The organism is Bifidobacterium asteroides, from assembly GCF_019469425.1.
Lineage (GTDB): Bacteria > Actinomycetota > Actinomycetes > Actinomycetales > Bifidobacteriaceae > Bombiscardovia > Bombiscardovia asteroides_I.
Genome location: NZ_CP048272.1, coordinates 206,283 through 228,002, shown reverse-complemented (window position 1 = coordinate 228,002; position 21,720 = coordinate 206,283). Strand labels below are relative to the sequence as shown.

The window sequence follows — 21,720 nt, the reverse complement described above, 5'->3', positions numbered from 1 at the left end:
CGACATGGGACGGCGGACACTTACAGGCATGGGCGCCGGCACTTACTGTACAGTCTGTCCATCGATTGTGAGAAAGATGTCGATATGGGCGGCATCGGCCAACTGCCCCTGCGTCACATCCAACCCGCCCTTGCGGTAAGGCAGTTCCAGGATCCGGCCCTTAAGCCTGCGTCCATCAGCCTCAACCCTCAAGCGGCCCGAACCTGCATCCTCTGAGCCGGTGTCTCCTGGTGCAGCGACCGGCCCAGCAGCCACATGGTAGCGGATGGTGCGCGGCTGGCCGAATAGGGTCATGGCCACCTCTAGGCCGTCATCTTCCTGGGACAGGACCGGGTCGAAGACAACCCGCCTATCGTGCAGCTGGAGGCCAAAGAGGTGCTGGACCACTTGTCGGCAGTAGATGCCGGGGCCGGAGGAATAGATCCTCCATCCTCCCCTCACACCTACGGGGTCCTTGGTCCCCACTTTGAGCCTCGACCATTGGGAGGCGGCCGTGTATCTGTCGGGGAAGTCGGCATCCGACGAGGCGAAGTAGCAGTTGCGCTGCCTGGGCTCGCTGGTTGTCAGGCGGCGGAACTGGCCCACCGGGCTGATTCTTAGGAGTTCCCGACCCAGGCGGGTCCTGCCCAGCAGGCCCAGGGCCTCCGTGTAACGCACATGGGCGTGCGTATACATCAGACCAATCTCCCGGCCCACGTTGGCGGCCTGTTCGGCCCTCTTGAAGACCCTGGCCACTCCATCATGGAAGGAGGCCGGGCGGTCCATGAGCCTCACTCCGTCCGGATAATGGAGATTGCCTTCAATGATTCTCTCATGGTCCGCCGCCTGGTCAGGTGTGAGCAGGCCGGCGATGATGGAACGAGTCATGGGAATCAACCTGTACCGTATGCCTGTCCTGGCATCCGAGGGGTGTATGACCGGGCGGGGTTGGCCATCGACGAAGTTGACGTATCCGGCCAGGACCCCTTGGAAGATAAAGCTATCGGCGAACTCGGCCTTGATTCTGCCAGCCTCACCGGCAAAGCGGGAGGCCAGGTCGGTCCGGCCGGCAGCCTCCAGGAGCGGTTGCAATCCGCAGCAAGCCTGGTAGAGGAGGGCGATGGTCCATGTGGAGGCCATCTGTCTCTTCATAGACTCCTGGGCCGGCTGAAGGGTGTCGTCCCAGTCCCCCTCGCCATAGCAGAAGAGGTCAGTGCCCGGGACTCTATGCGACTGGATATAGTCCAGCGTCCGAGCGAGATGGTCAGCCACCGTGGGCAGGCCAGAGGAGGGGTGAAAGGCATCATCACGCCAGAAAGCCACAGGCTCATCCAGAAGGTCCGGCCTACCGCCCGCTTCGACGTACTCGGCCAGCGCCAGCAGGGGCCAGACCGGGATATCCCCGTGGGAATCGTGCCGGTAGAGGTCCGCATACTGGTCGAACATAAACCACTGCGGCAGGGAGCCGTCGGGGTTCTGGTGGGCGAAGACCTTGAGGAGGATAGCCCTGGCCAGATCGTCATGGCCGAAGGTCAGGGCCAGTTCCAGGGGCCCCTGGCAGACGTCCCGTGTACCCCAGGCGGCGCCGCCGTACTGTTCCAGCCCATGGGGTGACAGAAAATGAACCAGGGCGTTCTGCACCAGCCAGGGCAGAAGGACATTGAATTCGGCGAATCTTCCCTCCCCTGCCACATGCAGACCCTGCATGAAGGAGGTCATGGCCAGGTAATGGGCATGGAGGATCTCCCTTTCGGAGGCGGCGGGGGCCGCATCGGGCGTGCTTTCCTCGCTTGCGCCGCCATCCATGGATCCGGCGATGGTGACGGACAGGGCCTGCCCCCCGTTCGACAGGAAGATGGCCATGGCCGGATCGGTGGCATGGACCCCTGCGCCTGGTTCGAAAAGGGGGCCGTCATCCCTGGCCCTTGCGTCGGGCGATGAGACGACATATTTCAGTTCCGGGCAACGTTCAGCCGCCGGGCTGCCCGGTGCAGGGGTAAAGGAAATGGACCCCCCCATCCCCCGAGTTGCATCGGCAGGAGCGAACTTCCGAAGCCAGGTGGACGGATCCTCCAGGCTGATCGTCAACAGGGCCCGGATCGGGCCATCGGCCTCCAGATGGATATCGATGGCGGCCCTGTCCAGGTGGGCGATGGTGGACACCGTCAGGGTCCGATCACCCAGACGATAGACCCAACGAGATCCGCCCAGATCCATGATGTAGGCCGAGGGAACACCCAAAAGGCGCCAGGCCCCGTCCACCTGGACCAGGATGCGGACCCCCCGTGAGCGCAGGAGGCCCAAACCGGTCTTCTGGACTGAAATCAGCCGGTTCATGTCGGTGTTGCCCAGGACCACCTGGGAGGCGAAGACGCCTCCGGCGTAGGTGGTGGCGGCCATGGTGGGCCGTGCCGGGTCGGCATCCGGGTTGCCGGACAGGAGAATCTGCCCGTGGGTGCGGGCCACCTCCAGTTCCTTGCGTGCGCTTACCACATGGCAGGCATCATCTCCGAAGTAAGAGAGCAGATGGCCTGTCTGGCCCGCCTCTGGCTGGAGGATGGGCCCTCCACCCAGTCGGCTGAACTCACCCTCAGGCAGGGGATCGCCATTCAACAGTGAGGAAGAGATAAGGAGTGAGGTTGCCGACTCAGCCTGTGAGGCAGCGGGAGAGGCAGGCGAGGCGCCATGGTAACCGGTGGTGGACGGACCGCCATCGGCCTCGGTCTCGTCTGCCCCGCTCCGACTTTCTTCAGAGGCCTCTGCGCAGGCGGCGCAGGCCTTGCCCAGGTCACCCCCGTAATCGGACAGTGCCGTGTTCCACACCTGCCAGGTGAGGCCTCCCTGGGTCAACGGCGCCCTAGGGGAGAGGAGGCAGGCCATGGCGAACTCATACTGGTCTACGCCCCCCTGGCCCCAGTCGGCATCGCCGAGGGCTGCAGGCTGACCGTCCAGACGGGCACCAAGCCCGTAAAAGTCGTAACCGTCGGTCATGAATGCCCTGCATCCCTGTGAGATTCCCGTAACGTACAAGGGGAGCCGAGGGGCGCAACCCATCGTCTGCCGGGCTGACAGGACGTTGCCACAATTGGGGACGTCCTGCACATGGTAGGCGACGTACTGGGAGATGTAGGGCTCGGCGCCGGCAGCCATGGCCGGCTCCACCAGGGCCAGATCCTGGGCGGAAACCAGGTCCCACAGATCGTCGGGCAAGATGGCGTCATCCCATTCCTGCCTCTCACTGCCAGCAGTCGAGCCACTCTGGTCAATCGTGACCGACACCTCCCAGGTCCAGGACGCTCCCCTGCCAGGCCCGCCGCTTTCGTCACCGAATGGAAGAGCCCGGGAAAGCTCAGGGGATATGGCGCTTGGAACAAGCCGAACCCGCCAGCGGATGCCCAGATCCCTCCCCTCCCAGGCGGGGCTGCCAGCTCCCGGATCGAAGAAGGCCCGGGAACCTGATCCGGTCAGTTGAATGGGGTCGATCCGCCCCTCCCGATGGCGGCGGAGCCAGAGACCGGCCAAGGGACGGTCATGGATGCCGGGCCTGAACTGGGTGACCTGGATGCCTCCTACATTGATCAGTGTCAGGTCCCCGTTGAAATTGAACAAAGCCGAGAAGTCCCCCCTCTCGACAGTCATGCCTTCGGACCGCAGCATCCGGCCCCCGTCTCCCCCGCCGTCGTAGGCGCCCTGATCAGGAGATTTGCTGCGTGGAGTGTCTGTGTTCATCTTCTCCGCTTTCATTGCTAACAGGCTTGTTCCTGCTTAAGTTCACCGTCTGTCCTGCACAGAAGCCCAGAAGTCGTCCAGAAGGGCCGCCGTCCCCTCAGGCCTGTCGATGTTGGGACAATGGCCGGCACCCGCAATCACCTCATAGCGGGCACCCAGCAGCCGGGCCATCCTGGCCTGCCAGTCCTGGGGCCAGGAGAAGTCGTCGTGCTCACCATGGAAAACCATCATGGGCAGGCCGGTGGCAGCCAGCTGTTCCGTCCTGTCATGCAGGTCAGCCAGCTGGTCTATGGCTCCGACGAGCTGGTCCTGGCTGGTCTGTTCTGCACGAAGGCGCTGGAATCTGTCTTGGGGATTCAGCTCATCGTCCGGCAGGCTGGCCTTGTCCGGGTTGTCCAGCCTCCACAAGTCCACGCCAGGGTGGTCCAAGAGTCGCTGACGCAGGTCTGCCTTCCGGCCCGGCCAACCGTGGGGGCCAGACGACATGAGGGTGAGGCTGGCAAAGAGGTCAGGTTCGGCCAGGAGGGCCGCCTGGGCCACCACCCCGCCGAAGCTGTGGCCTAGGAGATGGACCCGTTTGACCCCGGTGTGCTCGGTCAGGATACGGGCCACATCCACGGCATCACCGGCCGTGGACCGCCTGTCGTAGGCCTTCCTCCCCCGAGGGGCCACCGAGTCTGCCTGCCCTCTCTGCGAATAGGACCAGACGTCCCAACCATCCTCTCCCAGAATGGAGCTGATCCGGTAGAAGTCCTCCTTGGAACCAGTGAAGCCGGGGATCATCATGGCCGCTCCCCGCGCTCCCTTTACCCCCTTGGGGGCATGGAGGGCGGTCAGGTCGCCCACGGGGGCATGTATGACCATGGCCTCGATGTTCTCCGGCAGGGGTAGGTTCCCAAAGGGCACGCCCCCGTCCACGACATGGTGGGATATCATTGTTTCTCCCGTAGCTTTCCATCTTCAGACCTGCGTGCGCAGGCTGGGGATGGCGTCGAGCAGCTTGATCGTGTAGTCGTTCTCAGGATGCTGGAGGACCTGGGCCGTCTGTCCCCGCTCCACCACTGTGCCCTTGTTGAGGACCATGATCGAATCGGTGATCAGTCGAGCCGACAGGAGGTCGTGGGTAATGTAGAGCATGCTCACGTTCAACCGGGCCCTCAGGTCGTCGAGGAGGGCCAGGATTCCGGCTCGCAGAGTCATGTCCAGCATGGAGACCGGTTCATCGGCCACCAGGACGTGAGGGTTGCTGGCCAGCGCCCGGGCTATGACCACCCTCTGGCGCTGCCCTCCCGACAACTGGTGGGGAAGTTTGGCGGCATACTGTTCCACTGGGGTCAAGCCCACCGTGTCCAGGAGTTCCAACATCCGCCTGCGGGCATCACCTCCCCTCAGGTCCGTGTAATTGAAGATGGGCCTGGTCAGCGTGTACTCCACCGTGTGGAGAGGGTTGAGGGCCGCATAGGGATCTTGGAAGATCATCTGGATGTCGGAACGCAGGGACCTAAGATCCTTGCGCCGCTTCATCTGATCCACACGCCTGCCACCCAGGGTGATGTTGCCTGAGGTCGGCCTTTCCACACCAGTGAGCATTTTGGCTATCGTGGACTTGCCGGAACCGGATGCCCCCACCAGGGCCAAGGACTGGCCTGGGGAGAGGGTGAAGGAGACATTGTTGACGGCGGTCACCGAATCCTCACTCCGCTTGCGGGGAGGATAGATTTTGGAGACGCCGGTCACCGTGACCGTCATGTCTTCCTCATCGTCGGCCTGTGAAGGGGTTCCGCCAACCGAGCCGGAGGCGGCGGCCTCACCGCGCGGCTTCAAGCCGGGTACTGAAACGTGTTCGGCTCTGGGGTCACCATAATGGCTGAGGAGCATCTTGGTGTAGTCAGCCTGGGGATCGGTCAGAATCCGCTCGCTGGGGGCATCCTCCACGATCCGCCCGTTGTGCATGACCAGAACCCTCTGGGTGGACTCGAGGACCACACCGAGATCGTGGCTGATGAGGATGGCGGTGAAGCCCTCCTGTCTCTGCAGCTCTCGGATGGTCCCCATCACCTCGTGTTGGACCAGGACGTCCAGGGCGGTGGTCGGCTCGTCAAAGACCATGAGCTTGGGCTCCAAGGCCAGAGCCAGGGATATGGAGACCCTCTGCCTCATGCCGCCCGACAGTTCGCCCGGATAGGCGTCGAGAACGGAGTCCTGCAGACCTACCTTCTCCACAAGCTGCTTGGAATGGGCCTCGTAATCCTTCTTCCCCACGTTCCCATGGGCCTTGTAGATGTCCACCAAGTGCTTGCGGACGGTCCGCACCGGGTTCAAGGCGTTCATGCCCGACTGGAGGACCATGGCGAATCCGCCGCACCGCTGTCTGCGGAGCTCCTCCTGGCTGAGGATGGTAATGTCCTTGCCCCCGAAGAGCACACGCCCCCTGCTGATCCGGGCCGGCGGCTTGGAGAGTCGCGTGACGGCGAAGCCCAAGGTGGACTTGCCCGACCCCGACTCCCCGACCAGACCCACGAATTCGCCCTGGTCCAGTGAAAAACTCACGTCCTTGACGGCCTTGACCGGTTCCTGGCCGGGGGCGTCATATTCGACGGACAGGTTTTCGACACGTAGCAGTTCCATCATGCCTTCCCTTCACGCAGACGGGGGTTGCTCAGGCGGTCCACACCGAAGTTGATGAAGGTCATGGAAACCGCCAGGAGGGCGACCATGAGACCGGGCGCCAGCAGGAGTGCCCACTGGCCGGTCAGGATCACATTGTTGTTCTGGGCCCAGTAGAGCATGGTTCCCCAGCTGACCGTGGTCGAGTCGCCCAGGCCCAGGAATTCCAGGCCTGCTTCCGACAGGGCGCCGGAGGTTGCCGCACCGAAGAAGTTGTTGATGATCAGGGAGAGCATGTTGGGGAAGATCTCATGAAAGATGATCCGCCAAGAGCTGTCCCCGCTGAAGGCCGCTGCAGTGACGAAGTCCCTGGAACGCAGGGACTGGGTCTGCGAGCGCAGGACCCGGGACCCCCAGGCCCACCCGGTCAAAACGATGACCAGTATGATCACGCTCATGCCTCCGTTCTGGAGGTAGGCGGCGATGATGATCATCAGGGGGAGGGAGGGGACGACCAGGAAGAGGTTGACGATGAAACCGACCAGCTCCCCGGCGAAGGAGCGGATGTAGCCCCAGCTCAGGCCCACCAACACGGCTATGCAGGTGGATAGGAGGCCGGAGACCATGGCCACCATGACGGAGACCCTCCCGCCACACAGAAGCTGAGAGAGGACGTCCTGCCCGTTGCTGGTGGTACCCAGCCAGTGCTGGGCGGAGGGTCCGATGCTGGCCTCGAAATCCCCGGCCTTGGGGTCATAGGGGCTGAGCCAAGGGGCGAACAGGGCCGAAAAGACGATCAGGGCCAACAGGACCAGGCCGAACCTGGCCTTGGGCACCTCCCAGACCGTCTTGAACCCCTTGCCTATCACCTCCAGGGCCCGAAGGACAGGGCTCTGGCCCCTGGCGGTACGGGCCTGCGGCCCCTGAGGGTCATTCCCATTCCCCTGTGCGGAAGTCTGCATCCCTGTGCTGACGATGCTGTTCGTCATCGCCCTCACCTCCTCGTCCTCGGGTCAAGGACCCCGTAAAGAATGTCCACGATGAAGTTGGCCACCAGCACGCTGATGGTGATCATCAGGAAGATGGCCTGCATCAGGGGATAGTCCTGGTTGGTCACAGCCTGGTAAAGGAGGAGGCCGACCCCTGGATAGTTGAAGACCTGCTCGACCAAGAGGGAGCCGCCGACCACGCCGCCCAGGACCAGGCCAAAGGAGGTCAGATTGGGAAGGAGGGCGTTCCTGGCCGCGTACTTGAGCATGACCGTCCGCTGGCGCAGGCCGTTGGCTTCGGCGAAGGTGACGTAGTCATCACCCAATGTGTTGATCATGGTGTTGCGCATGCCCATCACATAGCTGCCCAGGGAGGTCAGCAGGATGGTCAGTGCCGGCAGTATGGAGTGCTCCACGGCGTCAGATATGAAGTCCATCGAGAAGTTGGGCATCGCGGTGGACGAGTAGGCGCCGGAGGTCGGGAAGAGGCCGGCCTTGTAACCGAGGAAGAAGAGGAGCATGAGAGCCAGCCAGAAGGAGGGGAAGGCCGAGAGGAAGGAGCTGGATATCGTACCCGTCACATCCACGGCGGTTCCCCGCCTCCAAGCCATCAGAGCCCCGAGTGCAGTACCGGTGATGAAGGAGATGATCGTGACCAGCCCCACCAGTGTCAGGGTCCATGGAAGGGCTGCCCCCACCAAATCCGATACGTTCTGCGGGAAATTACTGTACGAGACGCCGAAGTTCAGGTGGACCACATCCCCCAGATACTGCCAGTACTGGCTGAGCAGGTTGCCTTTGGGCATGCCCAGCTGGGCCTCTATGGAGGCCCTGACTTCAGGGGTGACCGGCCCGTTCTGGGACAATTTGGCTATGGCCGCGTCGGCAGGTGATCCAGGCATCATTCTGGGCAGTATGAAGTTGACGGTTATAGCCGCCCAAAGGGTAACGAAGAATAGACCAATTTTCCCGAAAAAATATCGCACGTGACGACCTTTCATCCGTCAGGGGCGGGAGGGCGGCCCTGCAGGCCAGCCCGATCTCCTCCTGCCCTGATGGGCACGGCCTCTCAGGCCTTCTTGATATGGGTGACCACCATGAGAACCGACTGGGTCCAGGTGCTGGGTGAGGTGTAGGGGTCGCCTTCACTGGGCCAACCCGTGTAGTTCCGAGTGCTGAACAGGCCCCAGAGACCGCCGTAGAAAAGACCGATCACAGGCACATCGTCGTAGACGATCTGCTGGAGCTGGTCGACTATGGCCTTCTGGGACTTCTCGTCGGCCGCCTGCTTGAGCTGGGCCAAAAGCTCATCAGCCTTAGGGTTCTTGTAGCGCTCGAAGTTGGCGTTGGCCGACTGACCTACAGGAACCGCGAATTCACTGTTGAGCAGGCCGTTGTAGTCCTGGAAGACGCTGCCGGTACCTCCGAAGGAGGAGATCAGGAGGTCATAGTCGCCGTTATTCTGCGCCTGTGTGTATGCGGCGGGCTGGGGCTGGGCGAGCTTGACGGCTATGCCCAGCCTGGTCAGTTGGCCCTGCATGGTCTGCACGCCGCGCAGCCAGTCGGTGTAGCCGCTGGGCACGGTGATGTTGACCTCGAGCTGCTTGCCGTTGGAGTCCACCAACTGGTCACCCTGCTTCTTGTAGCCGGCCTTGGCGAAGTACTCCAGAGACTGGGCCTCATCCTGGGAAACCTTTCCCTTGTTGGGGATGGAATCATTGATCCACTTGTCATGGTTGGGCAGGATGAGGCCGGTCTGGGTAGCACCGTCCACATAGCCCTCCTCGGCATCCTTGGCGATCTTGTCACGGTCGAGGGCATAGCTGAGGCCCTTGCGGAAGTTCACGTCGTTGAAAGGGACCTTGGTCAGGTTGGGGTAGAGGGAGACCGTGCCCCCCGGGGGGAACCAGTAGTGGTTGTGCTGCTTGTCGGCTCCCACCCAGGTCTTGTCCACGTTGTTGATGAAGGAGTAGGCCCAGTCATACTTTTTGTTGACCAGGTCCAACTGCTTGTTGGATGCGGGCAAGACGATAGTGTCAGCCGCAACCTTACCGGCCTGCCAGTAGTCCTTGTTCTTCGTCAGGGTGTACTGGTTGGGCTTGAAGGTGCCCAACTTATAAGGGCCAGTCCCGACGGGGTTCTCATTGGTCCACTTAAGAGGGTCCTTCACACCCTTCCAGATGTGCTCCGGGACGATGTTCTGCTGGCTGACGATTGACACCGCGGGCACATCGTTGTCCTTGAAACGGAAAGTCACCCTGGAGCCCGAGGCCTCAAGGGAGGAGATGTGTTGCCAGACCCCCAGGGAGTCCATGGCCGCATCCTTCTTGACCAGGTTGAAAGTGAAGACCACGTCCTGCGCCGAGAAGGGCTTGCCGTCGTTCCACTTGACTCCGTCACGAATCTGGAATTCGACCGTCTTGGGGTCCACGATCTTATGCTCGCTGGCCAGGAAGGGGGTTGAGGTCCCATCGAGGCTGTTGACCACCTCGAGGGGCTCGTAGATGAAGTTGATACCTATCCTCTTGCTGGTCGAGAATGGGTTGAAGTTACGGGTGAATGTTGGGTTGCCGCTATCGCCGCCAAAGAGAATCTGACTGTCTGCAGCAGCCTGCTGCGTTGCTCCGGGCTTGCCTCCGCACGCCCCTAGTCCCAGGAGAGTGGCCCCTGCAACCAGTGTTGCGAGAATCCTCACCGCCACTGTTTTTCGTCTCATATGTCTCCTTTGTCCGCATTGACATTCACGGGCCAAATCCGTCCTCTGCCATCGGGGTGCAGTCGGCGCGTGCATACACGGGTGGGCTCCCGGAGCGGCACGACATCCTTTGGCCGGGCCGGATCAACCATCGCAGCCTCTAGTGTATGCGCTTACATTCAAATGTGCAAATCAGCTTCCATCAGGAGCTTTAAGCGAGATTTTCCTTTATTTACTTATGTGATTACTCTTATCCTCAGATAAAAAGCATCCATGTTAACGCTACCAAATCTTGTGTTCGGTTGCACGTTTCAATGATATGCTGTATGGGATGTATGAAAGGAGGGAAAGCGGATGGCAAGGAAACCGACCGTCTACGATGTCGCCCGCGAGGCCGGCGTATCCATAGCCACCGTCTCCAGGGTCCTGCGCACCCCGGAGAGGGTGAGGCCCCAGACCAGACAGACCGTGCTCAAGGCCATAAATCTCCTGGGCTACCTTCCCAGCGGCAGCGCACGGAGCCTGGCCGCCCGGCGGACCGACACCATAGGCCTCTTCCTACCCAACATTGACCAATTGGACCAGATCGGCGACTTCGAACTGGTCAACGAGGATGCCGCCGATATAGTCGTCGACCCACCCCACGACCAGAAAGACAATACGGATTCCCTCTACTTCGACGAGGTATTAAGGGGGTGCGAACTGGAGTCCTGGTGGCAGGGCCTCAGCCTCATGGTCAGCATCGGCCTGAGGGGGAAAGGTGACGACATCCCCCAGCTGATCAACAGCATGTCGGAAAAGGTGGATGGCCTGATTGTCCTGGCAAGGTCCGTGCCTGACAGCGTCCTGACCTTCCTGCGCAAACGCCTGCCCGTTGTCATGATCGCCAATGCCCCGTTCAACCAGGAAAGCGAATTCGATCTGGTCCGCGTGAGCAACCGCAAGGGTATGTACACCCTGGTCAGGCACCTGTTCGAGAAACACCAGGTGGAGCGGATGGCTTACATGGCGGGCATGGATGATTCTCCAGACGACGGCAAACGATACGAAGGGTTCTGTGAGGGTCTGCGGTCAGAAGGGCTGGAACCCTCGGCCGCGCCAATTTACAGGGGACAATTCTCCCAGTCCGTCGCCTACCAGATCGCCGCCAGCCTGGTCAAGCAGGGCACCCTCCCCCAGGCCATGGTGTGTGCCAACGACCAGATGGGGCTTGGGGTACTGAGAGCCCTGTCTGATGCGGGTATAAGCGTTCCCGATCAGGTCATCGTCACCGGGTTCGACGGAATCAAGGAGGCCTCCGTCTCCCAGCCCCGCCTGACCACGGTCCGTCAGCCCATGGTCGATCTGGGCCGAGCCGCCGTCTCCACCCTGGTCAGGCGTCTGAACTCGCCGGAGGAACCGCCCATTTCTACCGAACTCCCCGTGAAGGTCGAGCTCCGGGAGAGTTGCGAAGGGACCATGGTCTGACCCATGCGGTCTGACAGCCCCGCCAACTGATCGGCGGCAGCGGTCAGTGGGACTTGGCCTGGCGGAAGGGATTGTCGTCCCGCCTCCGTCTGCCTCCCCTGTGTCTGTGACCGCCGTTGCGGTAGTCCCGACCGCCGTCGTCGAAACGACCGCCATCGCGGCGATCTCGCCCACGAGCCCCGGCCGCACGGCCCCGATTGCCCCTGCCTCGGTGGCCACCGGCGTGGACGGCATGGTTGGAGTCGGCATGGCCGTGCCGTCTACGCCTGTCGAATGGGCGATCCTCGTCAAGCCCTTCGGCCCGCTTGAGACGGGGATTCCTCCCATCGCCGTCACGGTCCCGGCCAGAGCCCTTCGGCCGCCTGCCGAACCGATCGTACTTCTGTCTCCTACGGGCGGGCCCGCCGGACCGACGACCACGGGAACCGGCCTTCTTACCGTCCTGTGATCCTCGGCTCTGGGCCATGGCGGCCTCCAAGGACCAGCCCTCAACCAGGGGGGCGTGAGGTCCCACAAGGTCACCCACCTCCTGGGAGTTGGCCGTGACCCCGACCGGCTTAGCGTCTATGTGGGCCATACGCAGCATTCGCCGGGTATCTCGCCGCTGATTGGGCAGGACGACCGTCACCACATCGCCAGAGTGGCCGGCCCTTGCCGTGCGGCCGGAACGGTGGAGGAAAGACTTGCAGTCGGCCGGAGGATCCACCTGGACCACCAAGTCAACCCCGCTGACATCCATACCTCTGGCCGCCACATCGGTGGCCACCATGACCCGGACCAGACCTTCCGAGAAGGCCTTGAGGTTGCGATCGCGCTGGTTTTGAGAGAGGTTTCCATGCAGCTGGGCAGCCGGAATGCCGTTATCGATCAGGTTCTTGGCCAACTTCTTGGCTTGGAACTTGGTCCTGGTGAACAGGATCCTCTTGCCCTGCCCCGCAGCCAGCGTGCGGACCAGGTCGTGCTTAGCGGCCTGTGTGGTCTCGAAGATGTGGTGGGTCATCAGATCCACATGCTGGGTGGCGGAATCCACCTCGTGAATCTTAGGATCCTTGAGGAAACGCTTGACCACGGCATCCACACCGTGATCCAAGGTGGCCGAGAAGAGCATGCGTTGACCGCCCGGACGAACCTGGGCCAGAATCCGCTCCACAGCGGGCAAGAAGCCCATGTCGGCCATCTCGTCGGCCTCGTCCAGCACGGCGATCTCCACATCCTCCAGGCTGAGCTTGTGCTGGCGAAGCAAGTCCTCCAGGCGACCCGGGCAGGCCACCACAATCTTGGCCCCGCGCCGAAGGGCATCGACCTGACGGCCCTGGCCTACCCCGCCGTAAACGGTGCAGGTCCGCATGCCGTAGGCCTGAGCCAGCGGATTGAGAACCTCATCGATCTGATTAGCCAGTTCGCGGGTAGGAGCCAAGACAAGACCGCGCGGGTGGGGCAGACTGCCTGGACTAGCACCACCTCCGCGGCCATGACGGGCACGTCCTCCCTCGCCGGCAGCCAGTCGAGCCACCAGAGGAATGCTGAAGGCCAGGGTCTTGCCGGAACCGGTCCGGCCCCGTCCCAGAATGTCGCGGCCAGCCAGAGCATCAGGCAGGGTGTCCCGTTGAATGGGGAAGGCACTGGTCTTGCCGTCCTTGCGCAGGACGCGAACCAAGGGCTCAGGCACCCCCAGCTGGCCAAAAGTCATAGGTTCTACGGCAGAATGATCGGAATTGGACGAATCGGAATCGGACATGGATGAATCAGTCACAGTGACCTTTCACAACAGGGAAGAAACGGTACTGTCGGTCGACAGTTCGCAGGCCGCGTGCAAAGCAGAGAATGACGAATTTCGCGCAAGCGGTTTCCCCGTACTCAAAGCATTCAGGCGACGATCGGCCGCAACGCTCGGGCGAGCGGCCAACCCGTACAACATAGCACAGGCCCCTCACCTGCCTCAGGAGCGTACGCTCCAGACGATCAGCGATTTGGAATCAGTCGGATCAGCCTCGTCATGCGTCGTATCCTGCCGCCAGAGCCGGGCCCTGCTGGACCGCCTGACTTCGACAACCCGGCCATCGGCAGCGGCGGCGAACATGCTGGACCCCTGTGACTGGCGCAAGCGCCTCAGCTGGCGCCTCAGCTGGCGATTCTCTTCGGCCAGGGCAAGGATCCTGGTCACACCGGCCAGGTTGATGGACTCGTCCTGGCTCAAATGCTGGGCCTGGCCCAACCGGTCCAGATCCCGCAGGGAGTATCGGCGCGCACCCCCCTCGGTCCGTTCCGGCACGATCAGACCCAGCCGATCATATTGGCGCAGGGTCTGCGGATGGATGTTAGCCAACTGTCCGACCTGGCCGACGCTGAAGACCGGCAGCTCAATGTCCAAGCCGACATCGTCGGCAGCATCCAGGCTGATGCGCCCGGCCACCAGGCCGCGAGCGCAGGCCAGATAGATCCGCCTGGTCTCTGGATCCACCCTGACCATGATCATCGCTCCTCTCCGCTGGTCGTTCCGCCTCGATCCGGCATCCGGATCGTCATATCTTCATGCGCTCCCCAGCAATCTGCTCGTCAAAGTCGCCACTGGATTTGGCAAAGTCACGCATGGCCTTCTTCTGGGCCAAGCTCAACCGACCGGGCATGCGAATCTCAAGCCGGCCCACCAAGTCGCCCTTGCCGCGCCGGTCCTGAACTCCCTTGCCAGCGATGCGAATCTCATCCCCGCTGGAGGAGCCAGCCGGGATCTTGAACGTGACGACCTGGTCGTCGATGTCCCGGGCCTGGACCTTGGCCCCCAGGGCAGCCTCAGAGACGGTCACTGGCAGGGCCATGACCAGATCCCTGTCCTTCATAGTGAACCTCTGGCTGGGCTGGACGCTGATCTGCAGGTAGAGATCGCCATTTGCGCCTCCGTCCCTGCCGGGCCGACCCTTGCCGGCCAGCCTGATCCGCTGGCCGTTGCGCACCCCGGCGGGAATATGCGTCTTGAAGCGCTTGCCACCCACGCTCAGGGAGACCGTTGCCCCCTTGACCGCCTGACGGAAAGACAAGCCAATGCGTGAGTTGCGATCCTCGCCCTTGACGGGTCTGGGCCTGCTCTCCCGGTAGGTGGTCCGGCCGCCACCGCCGGCGCCTCCTCCGAAGGAGGAGAAGATGTCAGCGAAGTCCGGCTGTCCCGAACCATTGCCGAAGCGTATCCGGGTGCCATTCGGCGCCCCGGCCCCACCGAACATGGAACCGAAGATGTCCGAGAATGCATCAGTGTTGAAGCCACCCTGGCCGGAGCCTCCGGCGAACCGGGCTCCACCCATGCCAAACTGGCGAATGGCATCGTACTTCTGGCGCTGCTCCTTGTTGCTGAGCACGTCGTAGGCCTCGGAGATGTCCTTGAACTTCTCCTCGGCCTCTTTGGTCTTATTGAGATCGGGATGGTATTTGCGGGCAAGCTTGCGGTAGGCCTTGGTGATCTCCGCTTCGCTGGCGTCCTTGGAGACACCAAGGACCTTGTAATAGTCCTTGCTCAGCCATTCATTCTCAGCCATCCATGTCTCCTTTCCTCATAAGCTACGAATATATTGAATTGGAATCCGCCCCTTCGCATGCGGCGGCGGGCGGGACCATGCCCACCCAGCCGCCGCATGCGAAGGCGTCGATTCAGCCTGCGGAAGGTCCGCAATTACCGTCCCTGCTACTGCCCGGGCGAGGTCACCACCACCCTGGCTGCCCGGATCACCCGGTCGCCGATCCGGTAGCCTGCCTCGACAACCGTGTCAACAGTCTCTTTCTTGGCCTCGGGATCCGGCTTGTGCAGGATGGCCTCATGCTTGGTGGGATCGAAGTCTTCGCCTTTTTCACCGAACTTCTCAACGCCGAACTTCTCGAAGGTCTTGTCGATCTTCTTGGCCACGGCTTGGAAGGAGTCGTCCATCTGCCCATGCTCCTTGATCCGGTCGATGTCGTCAAGGGCCGGGAGAAGGGCGGTCAGCACATCCACGATGCCGTGCTGGCGGAAGATGTCCTGCTCCTTCTTGGCGCGGTTGCGGAAGTTGACGAACTCGGCCCGCTCGCGCTGAAGGGCCTCCAGATAATCGGCAGCCTCCTTCTTGGCCTGGCCCAGAGGAGTCAGCCCACCCGATCCCTTGTCAGCATCCGTCTTGTCATCGGCCTGAGCATCTGCTGACGGCCCGTCCTTGGCGGAGTCCGGCGAGGTCTGGCCGGCCGCCTGGCTCTCGTCTGCTGCGCTCTTGTCGGCGTGACGTCCGTGAGCCGCTTCTTGGTCGGGCGCCGAGGCGGCGTCAGAGGACTTGGCCTCGTTTCCGCCCGGTTCGCCGGCGGCGGCCGGGTCGCCCCTCAGCGGCCCGGCATCATCCTTATCTAAGGCCGACATGTCACTCGCCGTCCTTCTTCTTGTCGTCGTCGTCCACGACCTCTGCATCCACCACGTCGTCATCGGCGGACGAAGAGGAGCCTGCACCCGAGGCAGCACCGGCGGCACCTGCAGCGCCCTGAGCGCCTGCACCATCAGTGGAGCCCTGCTGGGCGTAGAGGGCCTGCCCGATCTTCTGGGCAGAGGTCATCAGCTCGCTCTGGGCGTTCTTGATCTTGTCGATGTCCTCGCCCTTCAGAGCCTCTTTCAGAGCGTTGACCTTGTCGGTGACCTCCTTGGCCACCTCGTCGGAGATCTTGTCCTTGTTGTCGTTGACCAGCTTCTCGGTCTGGTAGGCGGCGGACTCGGCGGCGTTGCGTGTGTCGGCGTCCTCACGGCGCTGCTTGTCCTCGGCCTCGTGAGCCTCGGCCTCCTTGACCATGCGGTCGATCTCGTCCTTGGGCAGGGCGGAACCGCCGGTGATGGTCATGGACTGCTCCTTGCCAGTGCCCTTGTCCTTGGCGGAGACGTGCACGATGCCGTTGGCGTCGATGTCGAAGGTGACCTCGATCTGAGGAACGCCGCGCGGAGCCGGAGCGATGCCCGTCAGCTCGAAGGTCCCCAGAGGCTTGTTGTCACGGGCGAACTCACGCTCGCCCTGGTAGACCTGGATCAGCACGGAGGGCTGGTTGTCCTCGGCGGTCGAGAAGACCTCGGACCGCTTGGTGGGGATAGCGGTGTTGCGGTCGATGAGCTTGGTCATGATGCCGCCCTTGGTCTCGATGCCCAGGGAGAGCGGGGTCACGTCGATGAGCAGGACATCCTTGCGGTCGCCCTTGATGACGCCGGACTGCACGGCAGCGCCGACAGCCACGACCTCATCGGGGTTGACGGTCTGGTTGGCTTCCTTGCCGCCGGTCAGTTCCTTGACCAGGTCCTTGACAGCGGGCATACGGGTTGAGCCGCCGACCAGCACCACGTGATCGATGTCCTGAACCGAAATGCCGGCATCGTGCAGCACGTTGTTGAAAGGCGTGCGGCAGCGGCCCAGCAGGTCGGAGGTCATCTCTTCGAAGTGAGCCCGGGTCAGGGTCTCGTCCAGGTGCACTGGTGTCCCGTCGGGGGTCATGGCCAGGTACTGCATGGAAATGCTGGTGGACGAGGAGGAGCTCAGCTCCTTCTTGGCCTGCTCAGCAGCCTCCTTGAGCCGCTGCAGGGCGATCTTGTCCTTGGACAGGTCCACGTTGTACTTGTTCTTGACCTCGCTGACCAGCCAGTCGATGATCTTCTGATCCCAGTCGTCGCCGCCCAGCTTGTTGTCGCCGTTGGTGGCCTGGACCTGAATGGTGGAGAATCCGTCGTCGTCCTTGCCGATCTCCAGCAGGGAGACATCGAAGGTGCCGCCGCCCAGATCGAAGACCAGGATGCGCTCGTCCTCCTTGCCCTTCTCCAGGCCATAGGCCAGGGCCGCAGCAGTGGGCTCGTTGATGATGCGCAGCACGTTCAAGCCGGCAATCTTGCCGGCATCCTTGGTGGCCTGGCGCTGAGCGTCGTTGAAGTATGCAGGGCAGGTGATGACCGCGTCGGTGACGGGCTCGCCCAGGTATGACTCGGCATCCCTCTTGAGCTTCATGAGGATCTGGGCCGAAATCTCCTGAGGGGTCCACTTCTTGCCGTCAATCTCGACGGACCAGTCAGTGCCCATGTGGCGCTTGACCGAGCTGATGGTCCGGTCCACGTTGGTGACCGCCTGGCGCTTGGCCACTTCGCCGACCAGAATCTCGCCGGACTTGCTGAATGCCACCACCGATGGCGTGGTCCGCGCGCCCTCAGCGTTGACGATTACCGTGGGCTCGCCGCCCTCCAAGGTTGCAATACAGGAATTGGTGGTTCCCAGATCAATGCCAACTGCACGTGCCATACTCATTACCTCCTGATGTAATTGAGGCGTAGGGCCTGACCCTGCACCTCATCGTTCACGTCCTCCGCTCGCGCTTCGTTCGTGGTCCCGATGGCCGGCTTCCGTCGACCCGGACAAGCAGCCATCATGACCACTCCGAAACTTGAGCCTACATCACTCAACTTCTTCTGGCAAATATTATTCCCGTTGCGTCTAAATTGCTGGCCTGGACGAATTTGACAGTGATGAAAACGTGTGCAATCATACATCTCCAAAGCTCGCCCTGAATCAACCTAATTCTGAGGTAAGCTCCATCGAATGCTAATCAAACCCCGAAAGCTGATGACCAATGGTTTTGCTATCGTTGTCATATAAAAGCTGACCAATAAGACGGCCTGTTTCAGGGAGGATATGTGCATGACCAACAACAACGTGAACGATGATTGGTGGAAGCAGGCAGTTGTATATCAAATATATCCGCGCAGTTTCAAGGATGTCAATGGGGACGGCATCGGCGACATCCGAGGCGTGACCGAAAAAATGGAATATCTTCGAGACCTGGGCATAGACGCCATATGGCTGTCGCCCTTCTACCCATCGGACTTGGCCGACGGCGGTTATGATGTCATGGACTACTGCAACGTCGACCCACGCCTGGGCAGCATGGCTGATTTCGACGAAATGGCCGAAACAGCCCATAAAATGGGACTCAAGGTCATCGTGGACATTGTTCCCAACCACACGTCAAACAAGCACGAATGGTTCCAGGATGCCCTGCGGGCAGCTCCGGGCTCCCCCGAACGCAACAGATACATCTTCCGCCGGGGCAGGGGCTCGAACGGCGAACTGCCGCCAAACGGCTGGATGTCCTTGTTCGGAGGGCCGGCCTGGGAACAGGTTGACGATGGCGAATGGTACTTGCACATATTTGCCAAAGAGCAGCCTGATTTGAACTGGAAGAACAAGGATGTTCACGAAGCCTTTAAGGATATATTCCGTTTCTGGTCCAATCATGGCACGGACGGCTTCCGCATCGATGTGGCCCACGGTCTGGCCAAGGATCTGGACAGCCGCCCCATATCCGAGTTGGATAAGTGGCCCGTTCAAGAACAGTCCAATTATCACAACTATGAGCATCCGCTATGGGACAGGCCCGAGGTGCATGACATCTATAAGGAATGGCGAAAGGTCTTCAACGAATTTGAACCTCATCGCTTTGCAGTCGGAGAAGCTTGGGTCGTGCCTGAGCACCAGCATCTGTACGCATCCGAGAACGAACTTGGGCAGGTCTTCAACTTCGAGTTCGCCAAGGCCAATTGGGACTGCCAGGCCCTGTACACCGCAATCGCCGAAGGCCTGCAATCTGCCGAGGATTCGGGATCGACCACAACATGGGTGATGAGCAACCACGATGTAGTTAGACAGGCCACCAGATACGCCCTGCCTCAGGTGGGCAGCTCCACTTATCATCAGCTTGACAAGGACTGGCTTCTTCGAGATGGGCAAACCTACTTCGAGGACCGCGCCAAGGGCACGCGCAGGGCACGCGCAGGGTTCGCCCTGGAAGTCGCCCTGCCCGGCTCCGTATACATCTATCAGGGTGAGGAGCTTGGCCTGTTCGAGGTTCCCGATATTCCCTGGAACCGTCTGGAGGATCCGACAGCATACCGAACCCGCGGCAAATATACCGAAAAAGGCCGTGATGGGTGCCGGGTCCCCCTGCCGTGGGTCGCCGGAGACATCCCTGCCCCCGCGAAGTGGAATCCAACTTTTGGAGAAGGGGCCTCCTTCGGGTTCTCCCCCTCTCATGCCGAAGACGGAGAGCCAGCCAGCGATCCCCATCTTCCGCAGCCGCTCTGGTTCAGAGACTTTGCAGTCGATAAAGAGGAAAGCGACGAGACCTCGATGCTCTCCCTCTATCGGAAAGCCCTGAATCTACGGGCCACACTGCTGACCACCGCAGACAGCGCAAAAGTCACGGCCCTATCTGCCACAGACGGCCGGATTTCATACACACGCCAGGCGATTGTCGATTCCAAGCCTGCCGAGCTGACCTGTCTGACCAATTTTTCGCAGGCGCCGACTCCACTTCCGCAAGGACGAATCGTACTTGCATCGGGCAGCCTCACCGAGGATGGCTTGCTTCCCCAAGACACAACCGCCTGGGTGGTTCGCGCAGTGCAGGAATAACGGACAGAGGAGCTGAGCCCAATTGATAAAAGGGCCCCGCAGCAATATGAGGATTGCCGCGAGGCTCTTTTTAAATGTCTGGGCATCTGCCAGAGCGTTGTTTATCCTTTGACGGCGCCGGCGAGGACGCCTTTGATGATGTATTTCTGGCAGATCAGGTAGAAGACGACGATGGGGATGATGGCCAGGACCAGGCAGCCCATCATCGCGCCCATGTCCACCGAGCCGTACCCGCCCTTCAAATATTGGATGGCGATGCTCATCGTCTTGAACCGGCGCATGTCCAGGGTCAGGTAGGGCAGCAGGAAGTCGTTCCAGATCCACATGGCCTCCAGGATCGCCACCGACACGATCGAGGGACGCATGATCGGCACCACGATCCCGAAGAAGGTGCGCGGGATGCCGGCCCCGTCGATCATGGCCGACTCCTCCAGCTCCTGGGGGATGCCCTTGACCACGCCCGTGAAAATGAACACCGCCAGGCCGGCGCCGAACCCCAGATACACCACGCACAGCCCCCACGGCGTGTTCAGGCCCAGCGAGTCAGCCATCTTCGACAGGGTGAACATGACCATCTGGAAAGGCACGATCATATTGAACAGGAACAACAGGTACAGGAACCTGGCCACCCGCGTGTTGACCCTGACGATCCACCAGGCGCACATGGACGTGCACACCAGGATCAGCAGGACCGAGCCCACGGTCACCACCACCGTCCAGCCGAAGCTGGCCAGCAGATTGGTCCGCTCCACCCCCCTGCGGTAGTTCTCCAGGCCCACGAACGTCCTGCCCGCAGGAAGCGAGAACGCGTTGCGCGAGATATACGCCTTGTTCTTGAACGAGTTCACGACCACCAGCGCGATCGGGAACACCCACAACAAGGACACCAGAGCAAAGAACAGGGTCCACAGGCCCGAATGCCTCACCTTGCCGCTCATGCCGAAACCTCCCTGCTGGTCGTCAGCCTGTTCTGCACCACCGCGATCACCGCCACGATCACGAAGAACACCACCGCCTTCGCCTGGCCCACGCCCTCGAAGCCCGTGCGCCCGTAGAACGTCCGGTAAATGTTCAGCGCCAGCAGCTCAGACGTGTTCGACGGCGCCCCATTGGTCAACGCCAGATTCTGATCGAACATCTTGAACCCGTTGGTCATCGTCAGAAACGTGCACACCGTGATCGAAGGCATCATCAACGGCAGCGTGATCCGGAACAGGATCTGACGGCCGCTGGCCCCGTCAACCGAAGCAGCCTCCACCACATCCCCAGGAAGCGCCTGAAGGCCGGCAATGTAAATGATCATCATATAGCCGATCTGCTGCCAGCAATACAACAGCACCATCCCCCAGAAGCCATACACCCCGAATACGTGATCGACCTGCCCCAATGCTGCAGCACCCCGTTCAACAACAACAGCCAGATATACCCCAGGATGATCCCACCGATCAGATTCGGCATGAAGAACACCGAACGGAACACATTCGCCCCACGGATCGCCTTGGTCAGCATATACGCCACCGCGAAACCACACACATTGACCACCAGCGTCGTCACCACCGTGAACGCCACCGTATAATTGCCCAACCCCACAAACCGGGCATCCACCACCGTCGTGAACCGGCAAAAACTCAAATACACACCCATCACAAACGGCACCACAAAACCAACCACAAACGCCAACAACGTAGGCAACACAAACAACCCCCACCACCTACGAACCGACCGACCAACCATCGAAATCATCGAAACCTCCAAACCTGGAATCATGCAGTCTGCACTAGAACCTTGGAGCCGGCCCAGCTCTAAAACACGG

General features: G+C 61.4%; 14 protein-coding genes and 1 pseudogene. 2 read left to right on the top strand and 13 right to left on the bottom strand.

Annotation, left to right across the window (positions count from 1 at the left end; genetic code table 11):
* Positions 1 to 42: 42 nt before the first annotated feature.
* The 6 genes from GYM67_RS00850 to GYM67_RS00825 all read right to left on the bottom strand — a co-directional run bounded on the left by GYM67_RS00850 (position 43) and on the right by GYM67_RS00825 (position 10,020).
* Positions 43 to 3,723, bottom strand: a complete 3,681-nt coding sequence (locus tag GYM67_RS00850; RefSeq protein WP_220236705.1) for a glucosidase family protein — start codon at positions 3,721 to 3,723, stop codon at positions 43 to 45.
* Positions 3,724 to 3,750: 27 nt separating this feature from the next.
* Positions 3,751 to 4,644 carry an alpha/beta fold hydrolase gene (locus GYM67_RS00845; protein WP_220236704.1) on the bottom strand — a complete coding sequence of 298 codons (894 nt, stop codon included), beginning with the start codon at positions 4,642 to 4,644 and terminating at the stop codon, positions 3,751 to 3,753.
* A gap of 24 nt (positions 4,645 to 4,668) precedes the next feature.
* Complete coding sequence (locus GYM67_RS00840; RefSeq protein ID WP_220236703.1) at positions 4,669 to 6,339, bottom strand: ABC transporter ATP-binding protein; 1,671 nt, start codon at positions 6,337 to 6,339, stop codon at positions 4,669 to 4,671.
* Positions 6,336 to 7,304, bottom strand: a complete 969-nt coding sequence (locus GYM67_RS00835) for an ABC transporter permease (protein WP_220236702.1) — start codon at positions 7,302 to 7,304, stop codon at positions 6,336 to 6,338. The genes GYM67_RS00840 and GYM67_RS00835 overlap by 4 nt, the downstream gene beginning before the upstream one ends.
* A 5-nt stretch (positions 7,305 to 7,309) precedes the next feature.
* Positions 7,310 to 8,209, bottom strand: coding sequence for an ABC transporter permease (locus GYM67_RS00830; RefSeq protein WP_258561516.1), 900 nt, complete (start codon positions 8,207 to 8,209; stop codon positions 7,310 to 7,312).
* Positions 8,210 to 8,373: 164 nt separating this feature from the next.
* Entirely contained in the window at positions 8,374 to 10,020 is a 1,647-nt protein-coding gene (locus GYM67_RS00825; RefSeq protein WP_220236700.1) for an ABC transporter substrate-binding protein, read from the bottom strand.
* Between the two features lie 333 nt (positions 10,021 to 10,353).
* Between GYM67_RS00825 and GYM67_RS00820 the strand changes: the two genes are divergently transcribed.
* Positions 10,354 to 11,466 (top strand): LacI family DNA-binding transcriptional regulator, encoded by a 1,113-nt coding sequence (locus GYM67_RS00820; protein WP_220236699.1) that lies wholly within the window; start codon positions 10,354 to 10,356, stop codon positions 11,464 to 11,466.
* 43 nt (positions 11,467 to 11,509) lie between these two features.
* Here GYM67_RS00820 and GYM67_RS00815 read toward each other — a convergent pair whose 3' ends face one another.
* The 5 genes from GYM67_RS00815 to dnaK form a co-directional block, all read right to left on the bottom strand.
* Positions 11,510 to 13,204 carry a DEAD/DEAH box helicase gene (locus GYM67_RS00815; RefSeq protein WP_258561580.1) on the bottom strand — a complete coding sequence of 565 codons (1,695 nt, stop codon included), beginning with the start codon at positions 13,202 to 13,204 and terminating at the stop codon, positions 11,510 to 11,512.
* A gap of 201 nt (positions 13,205 to 13,405) precedes the next feature.
* Positions 13,406 to 13,936 (bottom strand): heat shock protein transcriptional repressor HspR, encoded by a 531-nt coding sequence (locus GYM67_RS00810; RefSeq protein ID WP_220237332.1) that lies wholly within the window; start codon positions 13,934 to 13,936, stop codon positions 13,406 to 13,408.
* 52 nt (positions 13,937 to 13,988) lie between these two features.
* A complete protein-coding gene (locus GYM67_RS00805) occupies positions 13,989 to 14,993 on the bottom strand; it encodes a DnaJ C-terminal domain-containing protein (RefSeq protein WP_220236697.1) in 1,005 nt (334 codons plus the stop codon).
* A gap of 146 nt (positions 14,994 to 15,139) precedes the next feature.
* Complete coding sequence (grpE, locus tag GYM67_RS00800) at positions 15,140 to 15,838, bottom strand: nucleotide exchange factor GrpE (RefSeq protein WP_220236696.1); 699 nt, start codon at positions 15,836 to 15,838, stop codon at positions 15,140 to 15,142.
* Position 15,839: 1 nt separating this feature from the next.
* Positions 15,840 to 17,738, bottom strand: coding sequence for a molecular chaperone DnaK (gene dnaK / locus GYM67_RS00795; RefSeq protein WP_220236695.1), 1,899 nt, complete (start codon positions 17,736 to 17,738; stop codon positions 15,840 to 15,842).
* Between the two features lie 396 nt (positions 17,739 to 18,134).
* Between dnaK and GYM67_RS00790 the strand changes: the two genes are divergently transcribed.
* The gene (locus GYM67_RS00790) at positions 18,135 to 19,907 is read left to right on the top strand and encodes a glycoside hydrolase family 13 protein (protein ID WP_220236694.1); all 1,773 of its coding nucleotides are present in this window, start codon (positions 18,135 to 18,137) and stop codon (positions 19,905 to 19,907) included.
* Positions 19,908 to 20,008: 101 nt separating this feature from the next.
* On the opposite strand, the gene GYM67_RS00785 is transcribed toward GYM67_RS00790, so the two are convergent.
* Positions 20,009 to 20,845, bottom strand: coding sequence for a carbohydrate ABC transporter permease (locus GYM67_RS00785; protein ID WP_220236689.1), 837 nt, complete (start codon positions 20,843 to 20,845; stop codon positions 20,009 to 20,011).
* Positions 20,842 to 21,650: pseudogene (locus GYM67_RS00780) on the bottom strand (carbohydrate ABC transporter permease). The gene GYM67_RS00785 and the pseudogene GYM67_RS00780 overlap by 4 nt, the downstream one beginning before the upstream one ends.
* Positions 21,651 to 21,720: the final 70 nt, after the last annotated feature.